Source organism: Candidatus Acidiferrales bacterium, assembly GCA_035515795.1.
Classification (GTDB): domain Bacteria; phylum Bacteroidota; class Ignavibacteria; order Kryptoniales; family JAKASW01; genus JAKASW01.
This window is the reverse complement of sequence record DATJAY010000003.1, coordinates 306,178-321,012: the sequence shown is the minus strand read 5'-3', so window position 1 is coordinate 321,012 and position 14,835 is coordinate 306,178. Positions and strand designations below refer to the sequence as shown.

General features: G+C 46.8%; 15 protein-coding genes. 10 read left to right on the top strand and 5 right to left on the bottom strand.

Annotated elements, in window-relative coordinates; genetic code table 11:
* From VLX91_02695 to VLX91_02670, 6 genes are all read left to right on the top strand, one after another.
* Positions 1-246: CheR family methyltransferase (locus VLX91_02695; protein ID HUI29100.1), on the top strand; the 246-nt coding region annotated here is incomplete at its 5' end.
* A 3-nt stretch (positions 247-249) separates the two neighbouring features.
* Positions 250-618 carry a response regulator gene (locus VLX91_02690; GenBank protein ID HUI29099.1) on the top strand — a complete coding sequence of 123 codons (369 nt, stop codon included), beginning with the start codon at positions 250-252 and terminating at the stop codon, positions 616-618.
* Between the two features lie 11 nt (positions 619-629).
* The gene (locus tag VLX91_02685; protein HUI29098.1) at positions 630-998 is read left to right on the top strand and encodes a response regulator; all 369 of its coding nucleotides are present in this window, start codon (positions 630-632) and stop codon (positions 996-998) included.
* A 26-nt stretch (positions 999-1,024) separates the two neighbouring features.
* Positions 1,025-1,858 (top strand): hypothetical protein, encoded by an 834-nt coding sequence (locus tag VLX91_02680; GenBank protein ID HUI29097.1) that lies wholly within the window; start codon positions 1,025-1,027, stop codon positions 1,856-1,858.
* Positions 1,855-3,621 (top strand): chemotaxis protein CheA, encoded by a 1,767-nt coding sequence (locus VLX91_02675; protein ID HUI29096.1) that lies wholly within the window; start codon positions 1,855-1,857, stop codon positions 3,619-3,621. The genes VLX91_02680 and VLX91_02675 overlap by 4 nt, the downstream gene beginning before the upstream one ends.
* Positions 3,621-4,679, top strand: coding sequence for a chemotaxis response regulator protein-glutamate methylesterase (locus tag VLX91_02670; protein HUI29095.1), 1,059 nt, complete (start codon positions 3,621-3,623; stop codon positions 4,677-4,679). Before VLX91_02675 ends, VLX91_02670 begins: the two co-directional genes overlap by 1 nt.
* 33 nt (positions 4,680-4,712) lie before the next feature.
* On the opposite strand, the gene VLX91_02665 is transcribed toward VLX91_02670, so the two are convergent.
* A complete protein-coding gene (locus VLX91_02665; GenBank protein HUI29094.1) occupies positions 4,713-5,078 on the bottom strand; it encodes a TraR/DksA C4-type zinc finger protein in 366 nt (121 codons plus the stop codon).
* A 228-nt stretch (positions 5,079-5,306) separates the two neighbouring features.
* Positions 5,307-7,556, bottom strand: coding sequence for a DUF5916 domain-containing protein (locus tag VLX91_02660; GenBank protein HUI29093.1), 2,250 nt, complete (start codon positions 7,554-7,556; stop codon positions 5,307-5,309).
* 61 nt (positions 7,557-7,617) lie between these two features.
* Here VLX91_02660 and VLX91_02655 point away from each other — a divergent pair, with 61 nt between their 5' ends.
* Entirely contained in the window at positions 7,618-8,205 is a 588-nt protein-coding gene (locus tag VLX91_02655; protein HUI29092.1) for a CoA-binding protein, read from the top strand.
* A gap of 59 nt (positions 8,206-8,264) precedes the next feature.
* Here the strand turns inward: VLX91_02655 and VLX91_02650 are convergent, their stop codons facing one another.
* Positions 8,265-8,639 carry a response regulator gene (locus VLX91_02650; GenBank protein ID HUI29091.1) on the bottom strand — a complete coding sequence of 125 codons (375 nt, stop codon included), beginning with the start codon at positions 8,637-8,639 and terminating at the stop codon, positions 8,265-8,267.
* 450 nt (positions 8,640-9,089) lie between these two features.
* Between VLX91_02650 and VLX91_02645 the strand changes: the two genes are divergently transcribed.
* The 3 genes from VLX91_02645 (at position 9,090) to pstS (VLX91_02635) (ending at position 12,612) form a co-directional block, all read left to right on the top strand.
* Positions 9,090-10,148 (top strand): hypothetical protein, encoded by a 1,059-nt coding sequence (locus tag VLX91_02645; protein ID HUI29090.1) that lies wholly within the window; start codon positions 9,090-9,092, stop codon positions 10,146-10,148.
* Positions 10,149-10,223: 75 nt separating this feature from the next.
* The gene (gene pstS, locus VLX91_02640) at positions 10,224-11,267 is read left to right on the top strand and encodes a phosphate ABC transporter substrate-binding protein PstS (protein ID HUI29089.1); all 1,044 of its coding nucleotides are present in this window, start codon (positions 10,224-10,226) and stop codon (positions 11,265-11,267) included.
* A gap of 298 nt (positions 11,268-11,565) precedes the next feature.
* A complete protein-coding gene (pstS, locus tag VLX91_02635) occupies positions 11,566-12,612 on the top strand; it encodes a phosphate ABC transporter substrate-binding protein PstS (protein HUI29088.1) in 1,047 nt (348 codons plus the stop codon).
* A 124-nt stretch (positions 12,613-12,736) separates the two neighbouring features.
* On the opposite strand, the gene VLX91_02630 is transcribed toward pstS (VLX91_02635), so the two are convergent.
* Together VLX91_02630 and VLX91_02625 are read right to left on the bottom strand one after the other, a co-directional pair.
* A complete protein-coding gene (locus VLX91_02630; protein HUI29087.1) occupies positions 12,737-14,092 on the bottom strand; it encodes a sigma-54 dependent transcriptional regulator in 1,356 nt (451 codons plus the stop codon).
* A gap of 4 nt (positions 14,093-14,096) precedes the next feature.
* Positions 14,097-14,831 (bottom strand): response regulator, encoded by a 735-nt coding sequence (locus VLX91_02625; GenBank protein HUI29086.1) that lies wholly within the window; start codon positions 14,829-14,831, stop codon positions 14,097-14,099.
* Positions 14,832-14,835: the final 4 nt, after the last annotated feature.

Below are 14,835 nucleotides of genomic sequence, written 5' to 3'. Positions count from 1 at the left end.
TTCAAACAGATCAACCTATTCGACAGAGCTGCTATGCGTACCACAAGGGGCGTCGACGTCGTCTTCGCCGCCAACGTCCTGATTTATTTTGACTTTAATTCGAAACAGACCGTTGTCTCTTTGATTTATGACACCATGAACAAAGGCGGATATTTATTCGTCGGCTATTCTGAAACTCTTTACGGTCTGACACAGGCGTTGATGCCCGTGCATTTTGAAAAAGCAATTGCTTACATGAAGGAGTAAAAGATGTCATCAAAAGCAGTATTGATCGTTGACGATTCAGAATCGATTCGAAAATTTCTTGTGTTCGCCATCCGAGCCCAGGGATTCAACGTAATTGCCGCAAGAGACGGAATGGAGGCACTTGAAAAACTCTCCAAGACTAAAGTCGATCTGATCATAACCGATCTTAACATGCCGAACATGGACGGCTTCGAATTCCTGAAAGCGGTTCGTGAAGATAGGGAGTACCGCGAGACACCGGTCATAATCTTATCTTCACTGACGAATGAGCAGGATATCGAAACCGGGATGAAACTTGGTGCAAATTCATACCTCTTGAAACCGTTCGATCAAAAAAGAATTCAGTACGAAGTTGCGAAGTATTTAAGTTAAGGAGCCGTAAAATGAAGTTTCTGGTCGTTGACGATTCTCAGACTATGAGGAGAATCGTCAACAATGCGCTGAAGAGTTTAGGGTACGATGATATTATTGAAGCAGAAGACGGCAAGGATGCAATCACAAAACTTTACGTCGACAAAATAGACTTTATAATAACCGACTGGAATATGCCGAACATGAGCGGCCTCGAATTCACAAAAGCAGTGCGCAGCGAGGAACAGTTCGCAGAGTTACCCATACTCATGGTTACGACTCGCGGCATGAAGGAAGACGTGATGGAAGCGCTCAAAGCGAAAGTGAACAACTACATCGTAAAACCATTTACACCGCAGGTATTGAAAGAAAAAATAGATCTAGTTATGAAAACTGTTTGAGAATCAAAAACATGAAAGAGGGCAAAATGGATTCGAAAAATCTCGGCGGGATTCTTGACAAGATTAATGAGTTGCGCGCTCTCTTCATTTTCGGGCAGCGGGTCATTCCTTTTCTTGAGGAGCTGTTCCAATTCGTAAACGACATCGTTCCTGTCCTCGAAGAGATTAATTTGTCGATCTATGAGAGCACCAGCAAGATGCCTCGCGCGTCATCTCAATTGAACAAGGTGAGGAAAGCTACCGAGCTGGCTACAACGGAAATCCTTGACAACTTGGACCGCGTGCTTTCGCGATTGAATACCATCGATTCACATTTTCAGACGGCCACCGGCGACCTGGCAGCGATAGACGTCCTCGATAAGAAAACCATCGAGGCTGTCCGCAATTCGATCAGCGACAGCAATAAGACACTTCTCCAGGAAATCATCGACCTGCATGAAAAGAAACAAAACCACCTGAAGGCGGTCAAGTCAAACGCCGAAGGTCTCGAACGAAGCCTGAAGGAAATTCGTGCCAAGTCAAACGACATCATGTTTTCCCTCCAGGTTCAGGATATCACCGCCCAACAGATCTCCTCTGTCAATCACCTCATCGAATCGGTGCAAGAAAGGCTGTCGGGTCTGATCGACAAATTCAAGTTGAGCGGAAGTGAGTTGGTGACGGAGATCAAGAAAACGGAGAACCACACTTTTGATCCAGATGCTACGTATGATCACTCGCCCAAGAGGCAAAAAACGGCTGATGAGATGATTAGAAATGCAAATCGTATGAAAAAGAAGGCCGACTCGATCGGAGAGAACTCAGCGAATCCGACTTCACAAGAAGAGATAGACAAGCTTTTCGGGAAAGGGCGCCAATGAGTCACCCCATGTTTGCCGACGAGATGAGAGATATCGTCGAAAGTTTTGTAATTGAAACAAAGGAAATATTCGAGAAACTCGACAACGAAATCCTTGAGATAGAAAAGAGGTCGGACGACAAAGAACTGATCAATTCGATCTTCAGGGCCGTTCACACGGTAAAGGGAACATCGGGTTTTCTGAGCTTCGAGCAAATGAGCACAATCGCTCACAGGTTCGAGGACGTACTGAACAAATTAAGGCGGGGTGAGCTGAAATATGATCCGGGGATGCTTGATGTAATGCTCGAAGCATTCGACTTAATGAAGGCCCTTTTAAAACAAGTCATAGACCGCGACATACAGGAGATCGACCTGTCTCCTACGATCAGTAAGCTAGCGGCCCTCTCCAGTGGGGCTAAGCCGGAAATCGCAAAAAGAGGGAAACAGGTGGAGCAAAAGACAATTTCTCAAGACCCCGCCCATGATGCTCCGCCGCAGGAGATTTCCGGCTCAAAGGAATCTGCCAATCAAGCTTCTCAGGCTCAAAAACTGGACCGGATGGCCGATACCACTATCCGCGTTGACGTCGGAAGGCTCGATCATCTGATGAACCTGGTCGGCGAACTTGTTCTCGGAAGAAACCGGCTGACTCAGATCGTCAGCAACGTGGAAGATAATCCAGGAAGCAAAGACTTCGCTCACCAGTTGAACGAAACAAGCTCTCAGATAGATTTCATCACGACCGAACTCCAGACTGCCGTGATGAAGACAAGGATGGTGCAAATCGGAAAAGTATTCAATAGATTTCCAAGGCTTGTTCGCGACATTGCCAGAGAGTTTTCGAAGGAAATAGACCTCATCATCCAAGGCGAGGAGACGGAACTTGACAAATCGATCATCGAAGAGATAAGCGATCCGCTAGTCCATCTCATAAGGAACGCCGCCGATCATGGTATCGAGTCGCCGACGGTCAGAGAATCGATCGGCAAACCGCGACGGGGTACGATCCATCTATCTGCAGGACATGAAGGGAATCACATCGTAATTGAAATACAGGACGACGGCGCCGGAATAGATCCGGAAAAAATTAAGCAGAAAGCGCTGGAAAAAGGGTTAATAACTCAGGAGGAAGCAAATGAGATGAAGCCTGAGGATACATATTCAATCATTTTTATACCAGGCTTCAGCACTGCACAGAAAGTAAGCAGCGTTTCAGGAAGAGGCGTCGGGATGGACGTAGTAAAGACCAATATCACGAAGTTGAACGGCATGATATCCGTCGAATCCTCGGTAGGCAAAGGGACGAGATTCACTCTGAAACTCCCATTAACGCTGGCGATCATCCAGGGTTTGCTCGTCAAGGTCGGAGGAGAAACATTTGCGGTTCCGCTGAGCAGCGTGCTCGAAGTGGTGCACACTCCTAAGGAGGCTATCTCCACTGTACATGGTCGTCCGGTGATAAGATTGAGAGAAATAGTTCTGCCGCTTGTCGATATATCCGATATCCTCGAAGTCCCGGGACAGGATGAATCGACGCAAGTTTTTTATACCGTGGTCGTCGGTATTGGAACCCACAAGTTTGGAATAGTTGTGGACCGGCTTATCGGGCAGAAAGAAATCGTTATAAAGCCTCTTGGTGCGTATTTAAAGAACATTCCTGGAATTGCAGGCTCGACAATTCTCGGTGACGGAAGAGTAATAATGATTTTGGATGCGGGCGAACTTCTTCGACTTGCGCAGAAGGCAAGCTCGGCAAGGGTTTCCAGAGAAGTAAACGAATAATGCCAATTAGAATCCTCGTTGTTGATGATTCTGCCTTCATGAGAAAGGCAATATCCATGATGCTTGAAGAGGATCACGGCATCGAAGTCGTGGGAACGGCAAGAGACGGACTTGAGGCAATCGAAAAAGTGAGAGAGCTGAACCCAGACTTGATGACGCTCGACGTTGAGATGCCACGGATGGATGGAATAACGGCATTGAAGCAAATCATGAAGGATAACCCGCTGCCTGTTTTGATGGTGAGCTCTCTGACGCTTGAGGGTGCACGCGCGACTATCGATGCACTCGCAGCAGGAGCCGTTGACTTCATACCAAAACAGCTTTCTTACATCTCGATGGATATCACAAAAATCAAAGGAGATTTGATTTCGAAGATCAAGGCAGTTGCCCGGAGGGGAACAAGGATCATTTCCCCTCCATTGTCGAACACGGCCTCCGTCCCGAAAAAATCTTCCTTAATTGACGGATCGAATGCACAGATAGTTGTCTTAGGAATTTCTACGGGCGGTCCCTTCTCACTCCAAAGGGTCATCCCTTCGCTTCGGGAGGATTTTCCACTGCCAATTGCGATAGTCCAGCATATGCCTCCGCTCTTTACAAAGTCCCTCGCGGAGAGATTAGATTCCATCAGTCGCCTTGAAGTCTGCGAGGCTGAAGACGGGATGGAATTGGTAAACGGGAAAGTTTTTATCGCACCGGGCGGATTTCATTTAAAATTTTCCCGCGAAGATTCAAAAGTTTTTCTCGTAGTTTCGAAACTTCCAAACGATACGCTGCATCGTCCTTCGGTTGACGTGATGTTCAGTTCGGCTTACGACACTTTCGGCGGGCGCGTGCTCGCGATAGTAATGACCGGAATGGGGAAAGATGGACTTGAAGGTGCAAAGATGATTAAGTCCGCCGGCGGCAAGATACTGGCACAGAGCGAAGACACATGCGTCGTTTACGGAATGCCAAAGGCGATCGTCGACGCAAGAATTGCAGACTCCGTTGTGCCTCTTGAGGAGATCGCATCTGTAATTACTTCCTCGGTCTCAACTGCCGGGACGACGGTCTGAAAGTATTCCACTGCCAAAGAGCGGGTAGCCGCTCTAATATATTGACAGGAGGTGATCGGTCTCGCGCGCGTTATTTGCCAGGTTCAAGGTTTTTTCACATTCATCACAAAACTTCGCCAGCGGATTCGATCTCAGCTTCTGGACATCAATTTCTTTCCGGCAAAACAGGCAATGACCGTAACTCCCTGTTACAATCTTGTGGAAAGCTTCGAACAAATTCAACAAATCGTCGTCAGCTTTGAACGATTTGAGCCGTTCGATTCGTTTGAGGGCTGCCTCGGTTTGTGGATAATCTTCGATTAGGGACATCGGAATATCCTGGCCGTATCTATCTAACACGATATTCCGAATGCGCGAGAATATACCGCCCCTCAGCGTGTTCAAATTTTCCTGATCCATCTTGGTTCTCCCTCCTCTTAGTCCTTCCAAATCTCATCTCTAAGCATTTTCATGTTTATCTATCCTCTAGTCGGTATAAGCTCCATGAGGACACCTCGACGTCCCGAAGCATTAAAAAGTAAGATTGCTACCGGCTTTGCTTTTATGCCACTAATGTCCAACATTTTTCAGTGAATGTCAAATGTAGAAATGATACTTAGGTAAGAATTAGCAAACCGGCAATTGTCTTCAGTTCTGCCAAAGATATTGCAGCTTCACGAAAAATTGCTGGACTGTTCTTCGCATTCCGTAAGGCTCGTCGAACCTTGCGAAGTTGTGATCTGACCCGGCATAGAAGACCGTAAAGGGATTGAGCTTGTAGCTGATGAGCGGATCGATTTGAAGCTGCTTTGCAAATTGATCGTACTGGCTGATCAGTCTCACGAACAGTTGAGCCGAGAACTGATACACGACGGCACAACGTGCGATGTAACCGTCGAAGAAAAGTTGCTGCGTGTAAAAAGACCAGAGCCGTGAACGAGTGTAAGTCAAGTCGAGGGAGAACTTATCGGTCGGCTTTACGACAGTCTCGCACGACAAGTTGTAACCTCTTCCAAGGTCCGGCGAGTCAACACGGTAGATAAGTCTTCCCGCCTGAGCCCACAGATACAATGCAAATCCGGTGATTGGATTCGTATTCAATTGAACCTCGGTACGGTAGAGTTTATGGAACTGGACGCTGTGAAAAAGCTCTTCTTGAACCGGATAGTAAGCGGCCCATACATAAGTTTGACCTCTTAGATTCGCCTGCGCTTGGATCGAACCCCATTCACCTTTACGAGCGCCATCATAGTTAAACGCGACTCCTGAGTTCGTCTGCAAAGACGCGTTTTCGACGAAGGATCTATCGAAATAGACTGTGTAACCCTGCCAGAAGTTGATCTGGCGCTTGTCTGTTGAGGTTGTGTATCCATCATACGCTTGGAACGTCGGGGATACGCTTACACCGCCGAGGTCGAAACTATAATTGCGGGCGTTTCGTGTTATATCTACCTGATAGCCGGAACCCTCGTAGCTTTCTCCGTCGAACGCCGCCGTGTAGGACGTCGATCCAAAAAGTCTATCGCTGGAAAATAGAGAAGGATCATTTATTTCTTTTGTGTGCGTTAAACCGGCTTGCCCGGTTAAATAGTAGTTGCCACCGAAGAGGACACTCCAATCGACAGTGCCAACATAGTTATGTGCGTCCATGAAATTTCTCGTAGTGACCAATCCGCCGACAAACGATTCTTTTCCGATGTTATATTTTGCTCGTAAGATATTGTTCCATGATTTCAGCGATGATGATACGAAATCGCTCTCCTCTTCGCCGGGGATAATGAAAGGCGATTCTCTGTCTTCAGCACCGAGGTAGGCAAGCGAGAACGAGCCCGATTTTTCCGTGATCTTCACCGATGCGAGAGGATTGTTTATCATACGTGAATAGAATATGCTTGCAACTGTGCTGTAAAGATCTGCACCTTCCAGGAAAAACGGTCGCTTCTCGGGATAGAAAATGGCAAATGTATTGTTGACACTAATCTGCGCGGCATCGGATTCGATCTGGCTGAAATCAGGATTCAAAACTCCTGCAAGTGCAAACGAAGATGATGGTGCATACCTTATTCCGGCTCCGATCCGGCCCGTGACTGGTCCCTTGGCAAATCCCGACGCAGGGTCCCCTGCATCATTCAAAGAACTCGATTGAACTCCCATGACATACGGCAAGAGTTCAAGATTATTAGAGGCTTCTGCTCCCTCAATGCCATCGATCGTACCACTTTGGCAGAAAAGGCAAGGATTATTCCTGTCTATCGGCGTCCATGTCATTTGATAGCGGCTTTCTCGCGGCATGTTCCGCACAAACTCAGCTATCCAGTGCTGCTCGGGAGCCGAAGGAAATCGGAGGCTTTTGAACGGAAGTGCGATTTCTACCGTGTAGCCTGTGTCGTTCACTTGAGCGGCAGAGTACCACATGCAATCGAAACTCGCATCCTCACTTTCGCCAGTTCGTGCAGCGTCGAACTGGATGCCCTGAGGATTAACCATGAACTCATACCCGCCTTGTGTGTTGCCGTAAGTATCAAGAAGGATTCCGACAAAGTCATCGTCAGTCATCTTATCACGGTCCGTAATGTGCGCGCGGACCAGGTTAGCCGTGGAGTCCAGGCAGTTAAATCCAAAATAAATATAATCTGAATTATAGAGAACGTAGACAGATGTTTTCTGTCGGGCAGGCGTGTTCTCGCCGGGCTGAATCTCATAACTTATTTCTATCGGCTCAGAAAGCTTCCACAATGGATCCGACAATCTCCCGGAGAGATCTATCTTTCGGTCAATATGTACAGCCTTAACACGATATTTTTCAGGATTGGGCGAATCATAAGAAAGCCCCTGCTTCGGAAAGCAGGCAAGGCACGCCGCGATAAAACCGGTCGCTACAGAAAAACATTTCTTCATTATGATTCCAGTTCTGACTTTCTGATGATTGACGTAAGACCCTACGACAGATGTTAAGATAATGTTACCCGGCTCCTTCTGGGATGCACTCGATCACATAGCTCCATACAGATACGGAATGCCGCCTTGCTTCAAGAGTTCATTTGAGGTAAGCTCTTGTGAAGATTTTTGTCGGGAATTTCTTTCCAACAACAAGTTAGGGATCACCGTGGATCAATCAATCAAAGAATTTATTAAATCAAAAAGATTGGCGATCGTCGGGGTGTCACATGCCATAAAGAAATTCAGTAACGGCGCCTACAGAGAGTTGAAAAAACGCGGTTATCAGGTTTTCGGAGTTAACCCAACGCTTCCTGAAATTGCGGGAGAGAGGTGTTACAAAGATCTGACGTCCCTGCGCGGACGGATAGATGGCGCAGTGATCTGTGTTTCCCCTGAAAAGGTCGAACCGATCCTACGCGAAGCGGCATCAATTGGACTTCGCAATATTTGGCTCCAACAAGGTGCAGAAAGTGGGGCAGCAATCAAGATTGGAAAGGATCTCGGGTTAAACGTGGTCGCGGGTAAATGTATTCTGATGTATGCGGACCCGGTCCATGGATTTCATAATCTCCACAGATTTTTCGTCAAGCTAAGCGGTAAATTGTAGCGTGTGACCGTCACCTTCGAGCATGTTGCCGTCAGTGACGGTCACCTTTATGTGGGCTGTTATTTTGCCAGTACCTCGCGAACTCTTCTGACAAGAGCTTCAGGGGTGAATGGTTTTTGCATAAATTCAATTCCATCTGTCAAGACGCCATGAGGACGAAGCATGCCGGCAGCAAATCCAGACACGAAAATCGTTTTCATCTGCGGTCTTTTCCTCCTTACCCACTCATACAATTCCTTCCCGCTCATCTTGGGCATCAATACATCGGTTATGAGGAGATGAATTTCATCCGCAAATGCTTCGCATATTAGAATGGCCTCATACGGATCCACAGCAGTCAACACATTGTAACCGTAATCCTCAAAATTGATCCTGATTATCTCAAGAAATTCCATATGGTCGCCGACGACAAATATCGTCTCCGTTCCTTTCATTAATTCATGAGAATGATTTTCGCGAGAGGGGGGATTCCCGCCTCTTCGGAGTATTGATTCGGCAGGACGTTGGTCCGCTATCGTGTCCTCTACATATTCGATATTTTTGTTATTCTTGAGCCACATGATTTAATTATAGTGGTTCAACCTCCGTGCCATTATTTGCATGGAAATTTAGTCCGGAAATTAGAAAACTTTTTGTGGTACAGTCCCATAATTACAGCTAAGTAATCCTTGATGTGGATGTTTCGTTACATCTAACCCCATAATTTTCGACGACTAGAGCCAGGATTTTGATTCTCTATCTTGGTTTCATTTTATGGCAGTATTTTTTGTTCAAGCCCCGCTTTTGACTAATAATTTGCCCACTCCATTTTACAAATCCTTAACATAGCCTTAACAAACACGTCAACGTCACCGGTTAATTTTAGTTCTAAAAAAGGAGTTACAGTGCATTTGCGTAAAATCTATACTCTTGCCGCCGTTCTGCTTTTTGCAGGAATGGCATCCGCTCAGAATCTTCCGAAATTTTCCGGGCTATTCTTCGGTGATTACTACTATGTGATCAACGCGGCTAACTTAGGAGTCGCGTCGACCTCCAACTATTCTCCATCAGGAGGATTACAGAAAGCCATGCAGGCTTTTGATTATAGGCGTATTTATCTCACCACAGATTACGACATAGCTCAGGATTTCAGCGCGAGATTCCGTTTAGAGTCCGATCCGAGTACATCCAATTTTCCAACCGCAACGGGTACGTCTAATGGTAAACTATCCGTTATGGTCAAGGACGCTTTCATCAATTGGAAAAATGTCACTGATGGTGCAAATATTATAATTGGTTTGCAAGGAACGCCGGAAATCAATATGGCTGAAGGAATTTTCGGTTATAGGTCATTGGAGAAAACAATCCAGGATCTTCATGGGATTTCTTCTTCGAGGGATCTAGGAATTTCATACAACCAGAAATTCTCCGATGCTTTCACGGCCGGATTGCTCGTTGGGAACAACAGTGGAAACAGCGCTCTCTCTCCCACAACTAGTAAATACAAAGCCGCCTATCTCTATCTGCAGATTAACCCTGTAAAGCAATTCACTATTCTGCTGAACGGACAATACAATGGAACGGGCGTAAGCGTCTTCAATAGAACAGGCGATGTCATTGTGAACTATGCAAATGACATGTTCAGCCTCGGCGCACAGTATTTCTTGAATGGAATTAACGGTGCTGGTGGCTCGACCACAAAGAAGAACGGTCTCAGTGTGAACGGTTGGGTAGGTCTGATAGATAACCTCCGTCTCGTCGCCAGGTACGATATGTATACTCCGGATGCCGACAACAAGAACACGGTTGCCGGAACTAGCGTTCAGAATCTAGTAGTTGGTGCTCTCGACTGGAGTGTCAGAAAGAATGTCCACTTGATGCCGAACGTCGAATATGTAGCATACGGTTTATCCGGGTCAAAGGCCGATGTCATCGGAAGAGCTACGTTTTTCATAACGTTCTAAACCCTTGCTGATGCAGCAGCAAAATAATCTTAAGACAAGAAATCAAGCACAATTAAACGGAGGAGTAGTAAAGAGATGCAAAAAAGATTTCTAATGGTAGTGGCGGCTGTATTCGTCTCAGCCGCCCTTTTACACGGTCAAACCGTAATTAACGGTGCCGGGTCAACATTCATCTATCCCATGTTTTCAAAGTGGTCTAACGACTACCATAAAGCACATCCTGATGTCGAGATTAACTATCAGTCCATCGGGAGCGGCGGCGGAATCAATCAGTTGACTGCCGGTACGGTAGAAATCGGCGCAAGCGATGCCCCGTTGAATGATCAGCAGATCGCTGCTTGCGAAAAAGCCCACGGCCCTGTGGTTCACCTTCCCGAAGCAATGGGAGCCGTTGCAGTGTCATACCACATTCCGGGCGTTGATGCGACACTTAAATTTACGGGAGAGGTAATTGCAAACATTTACCTCGGCAACATAACGAAATGGGACGACCCGGCGATCAAGGGACTCAACCCCGACGTCAATCTTCCTGACCAGCAGATCGTTGTTGTGCACCGCTCAGACGGCAGCGGCGACACTTACATCTTCGTCGATTATCTCTGCAAGGTCTCTCAGGAATGGAAAGACAAGGTCGGTAAAGGAACGAGTGTTAATTGGCCCGTCGGCATAGGCGCGAAAGGAAATGAGGGAGTTACCGGACAGGTAGAGCAAACCCCTTACTCGATCGGGTATGTGACCCTGATATACGCCCTCCAGAACAACGTGCCGTTCGGATCCGTCAAGAATAAAGAAGGCGAATTCATTCATCCGACAATTGAAAGCGTCAGCGACGCAGCAGCGAACGCAGCAAAAATTGTCCCTGCGGACTTGAGGTTCTCGATTACCGACGCACCTGGAAAAACTTCTTACCCGATTTCGAGTGCGACATGGCTGATCGTATACGTCAATCAGACAGACGAGAAAATTGCAGAAGAGACCGTCAAGTTCCTCAACTGGGTACTTACGGATGGCCAAAAAATGGAACCGGCGCTCGATTACGCACCGATCCCGAAGCCCATTCAAAAGATGGAGTTAGAGCTTCTCCAAAAAGTGAATTACGATGGAAAGAGTTTGATGTAAAAAAAGACCCATATTTTGGGCAAGAGGATGCGGGGCCAAGGTTCACCAAAAGGAACTACGGCCCCGTTTTTTTGAGATAATGTCGGGGGTAATCGGATCCACACATTGTTGAGGATTTTGAACATTCTTATTAACCATAGTTTACGTCTACTTAACCAAGACTTAACCTACACGTCACGTCGGCATGTTAAATTAGAGATGCATTAGAGTGCTAGAAGGTAAACAAGCCTGCATTTATTTTTTGGTCTATAGATTCTAAACGTACGCTTAACTAATCACAAACATTAGGAGACAAACTATGCTAAAACGAGTCGCGGTTGTAACTGCTATCATGGCGATGTCAATAGCAGCAACATACGCACAGACCATACTCAATGGAGCCGGGGCAACCTTCCCTTATCCCTTGATTTCAAAATGGTCAAATGAATATCACAATATGAAACCGGATATCCAGATCAACTATCAGTCCATCGGAAGCGGAGGCGGGATAAAACAAATGATCGCGGGGACGGTCAATTGGGGGGCAAGTGACGCTCCAATGACAGAAGAGCAGATGCACGCGGCCGACTCGGCACATGGTCCCATTCTCCACATCCCTGAGACGCTTGGCGCCGTGGTCATCGCCTACAGCATACCCGGAGTGACAGGAACGTTGAAGTTTGACGGAGAAACAATTGCAAATATTTACCTGGGCAAAATTACAACATGGAACGACGAGAGCATAAAGAAGCTTAATCCCGGCGTTGATCTCCCTAACATCCCCATTATTGTGGTTCACCGCGCAGACGGAAGCGGAACGACATATATATTCTCCGACTACCTCTCAAAAGTAAGCTCCGAGTGGAAAGACAAAGTGGGAAAGTCGACCAGCTTGAACTGGCCTGTAGGAATCGGCGGAAAAGGGAACGAGGGAGTCGCCGGACAGGTATCACGTGCTCCCGGAGCTATCGGATATGTCGAGTTGATCTATGCCCTCCAAAACAACATTTCATTTGCAGACCTCGAGAATGCTGAAGGCGTATTTGTTCACCCATCGATCTCCGGGGTTACCGAAGCTCTTGCGAATGCAGCCAAGACTTTGCCGGAAGACTTAAGGTTCTCGATCACCAACGCCCCCGGAAAAGATTCTTACCCGATCTCCAGTGCAACCTGGCTGCTAATTTACAGGAACCAGACAGAGTATGAGAAAGGAAAAGCTACTGTTGAATTTATGCAATGGGCTGTCACCGAAGGACAAAAATATTCAACCGCACTGGACTACGCGCCGCTCCCCAAGAATATTCAGAACCTCGACGTAGAGAAACTCAAAATGGTCCAATACAATGGACAAAGTATTTTGAAGTAATAAATTTTTTGGCAAGAGGATGCGGGGCCGAGGTTTGCTGAAAGAGACTGAGGCTCCGCTTTTTTTCTGTAGGAATTCCTTCACGCTCGGAAAAAGCCCACCCTTGGGTCTCGATCCGTAAAATTTACACCCTGGGTGCAGGTGTATCTATCTCGTAACTTTTTATTTTAAGGTAAAGTGTCTTAAGGCTGATCCCCAATGCCTGCGCAGACTTTGTACGGTTATAGCCATTAGCTTTAAGAACGTTTTCTATATGAATCTTCTCAAGTTCTGCAATAGATAGGCGTGTCGGAATTCTACGCAAGTCGGCCGACTTAGACTTCGAACTCAGTGCGATGTACTCCGGCGTTATCTCATCTTTCGGCGCGAGTATCGCAGCGCGCTCTATCACATTTTCCAATTCCCGTATGTTGCCCGGCCAATCGTAGCCCATTAGAAGCTTGAGGGCAGCGTCAGAAATTCTCTTTATTCGACGTGCCTTGTGTTTCTTCTGGAGAAAATGATCGACAAGTATTGGGATGTCTTCCCGCCGCTGGCCGAGCGGCGGCACTTCGATGTGTACTACGTTCAACCGGAAGAGCAAATCTTCACGGAATTTTTGTTCGTCGACTTCACGGTCAAGATCCTTATTGGTAGCGGAAATGATCCTGGCGTCGACGCTCATCTCTATCGTGCCGCCGACTCTGCGGAATGTCCCAGTTTCGATAAACCTGAGAAGTTTCGGCTGAACTAAATAACTTATATCGCCAACCTCGTCCAAAAACAACGTACCGCCGTTCGCAATTTCAGTGAGACCTTGTTTAAGAGAATGCGCGTCCGTGAATGCTCCCTTCTCATGTCCGAAAAGTTCACTCTCGATCAATGTATCGGGTATTGAAGCACAGTTGACGGCAACAAATGGTTTCTTCGCCCGTTCGCTGTTTTCGTGAATGAGATGAGCTATGAGTTCTTTTCCGGAGCCACTGGGCCCGGTGATCAGCACCGAAGCGTCGCTGCTCGCGACTTTCAATGCGATCTCGATGACTTTCTTCAGAGCAAGACTTTCACCTACAATCTCGAATTTGCCTTCGCCGATCTCCATCTTCATGACTTTATTGTCAACGAGGAGACGGCGCATATCAAGCGCGTTCTTTATCGAGACAAGAAGCTCATCAAAGTTATACGGTTTCGTGATGAAATCGAAAGCGCCCATCTTGATTGTGTCGACGGCAGTTTTTATATCGCCGTATCCGGTCAAGATCAGGACTTGTGAATCGGGCTGGTTTTCTTTCGCAAATTTTAAAACCTCTATCCCGTTTATCCTCGGCATTTTCAGATCGAGAAGAATGACGTCATACGGCTTGGCTTGAATTTTGTTTATGCCAACTGCCCCGTCATTCGCCGTGTCAACGGTGAACCCCTCTTCTTCAAGCTGAACTTGAAGAAGATCAGTTACATTTTTTTCGTCATCGACAATAAGTGCATACACACTACCAGCCATGTGTTCATTCAGATAAGTCTATCATTTTTATATTACCTATATAAGCTGTAACCTTGTCGCCTTTCAAGTCACGCAGCTTTGCCACGACCCCTTCGATGCGCTCGGTGTTTTCTTTCATGATCGAAAGATAGCTCATGATGTCCGGGGGAATCTCCTTCCGTTGCAGAACATTGATCGCTAACTTCAACGCAGCAAGAGGATTATTCAATTCGTGGGAGATGGTAACAATGAGGCTTTTTATTCCGTCGATCCTTTCACGCTGTGCCACTTTGTTCATTTCTGCTTCCGCGAGTTTCTCACGGAGTCTCACGCGCTCGACAAGATTCAGTATGATGCTGGGAAGAATTGAGGTTATTGCTTCTTCCTTCAGCAAGTAATCCTCAACGTCGAGCTTCATGGCCTCGATGGCAAGTTTGAAATCAACCGCATTGGTCAAGAAAACCACCGGTATGCGGACTCCCTTTTCTCTTATCAGACGGGTTGTCTCCAACCCGTTGAGTCCGGGCAACTGAAAATCAATAAGAATTACATCGAGATTTTGACTGTCTGCAAGAAACTTGAGGGCATCCTCTCCGGTCTCGACCCATACAAGGTTGAATTCCGCGTCCTTGTACGGTTTCAGGTAGAGTTTCGCTAACTTCGGTATATCGGGGTCATCCTCCACCATCATGATATTGAGTTCGCGTTTTTCCATAGCAAGCAGTTTCCTTATTTCGGTAACCGAGTTTAGGACTTCCATAATA

Excerpts from the sequence above, each read along its gene's own strand:
- pstS (HUI29088.1), top strand. The coding sequence starts at position 11,566 with ATGCTAAAACGAGTCGCGGTTGTAACTGCTATCATGGCGATGTCAATA.
- VLX91_02655 (HUI29092.1), top strand. The coding sequence starts at position 7,618 with ATGTTACCCGGCTCCTTCTGGGATGCACTCGATCACATAGCTCCATAC.
- VLX91_02690 (HUI29099.1), top strand. The coding sequence starts at position 250 with ATGTCATCAAAAGCAGTATTGATCGTTGACGATTCAGAATCGATTCGA.
- VLX91_02630 (HUI29087.1), bottom strand. The coding sequence starts at position 14,092 with ATGGCTGGTAGTGTGTATGCACTTATTGTCGATGACGAAAAAAATGTA.
- pstS (HUI29089.1), top strand. The coding sequence starts at position 10,224 with ATGCAAAAAAGATTTCTAATGGTAGTGGCGGCTGTATTCGTCTCAGCC.
- VLX91_02680 (HUI29097.1), top strand. The coding sequence starts at position 1,025 with ATGGATTCGAAAAATCTCGGCGGGATTCTTGACAAGATTAATGAGTTG.
- VLX91_02685 (HUI29098.1), top strand. The coding sequence starts at position 630 with ATGAAGTTTCTGGTCGTTGACGATTCTCAGACTATGAGGAGAATCGTC.
- VLX91_02625 (HUI29086.1), bottom strand. The coding sequence starts at position 14,831 with ATGGAAGTCCTAAACTCGGTTACCGAAATAAGGAAACTGCTTGCTATG.
- VLX91_02650 (HUI29091.1), bottom strand. The coding sequence starts at position 8,639 with ATGAAAGGAACGGAGACGATATTTGTCGTCGGCGACCATATGGAATTT.
- VLX91_02660 (HUI29093.1), bottom strand. The coding sequence starts at position 7,556 with ATGAAGAAATGTTTTTCTGTAGCGACCGGTTTTATCGCGGCGTGCCTT.
- VLX91_02665 (HUI29094.1), bottom strand. The coding sequence starts at position 5,078 with ATGGATCAGGAAAATTTGAACACGCTGAGGGGCGGTATATTCTCGCGC.
- VLX91_02675 (HUI29096.1), top strand. The coding sequence starts at position 1,855 with ATGAGTCACCCCATGTTTGCCGACGAGATGAGAGATATCGTCGAAAGT.
- VLX91_02670 (HUI29095.1), top strand. The coding sequence starts at position 3,621 with ATGCCAATTAGAATCCTCGTTGTTGATGATTCTGCCTTCATGAGAAAG.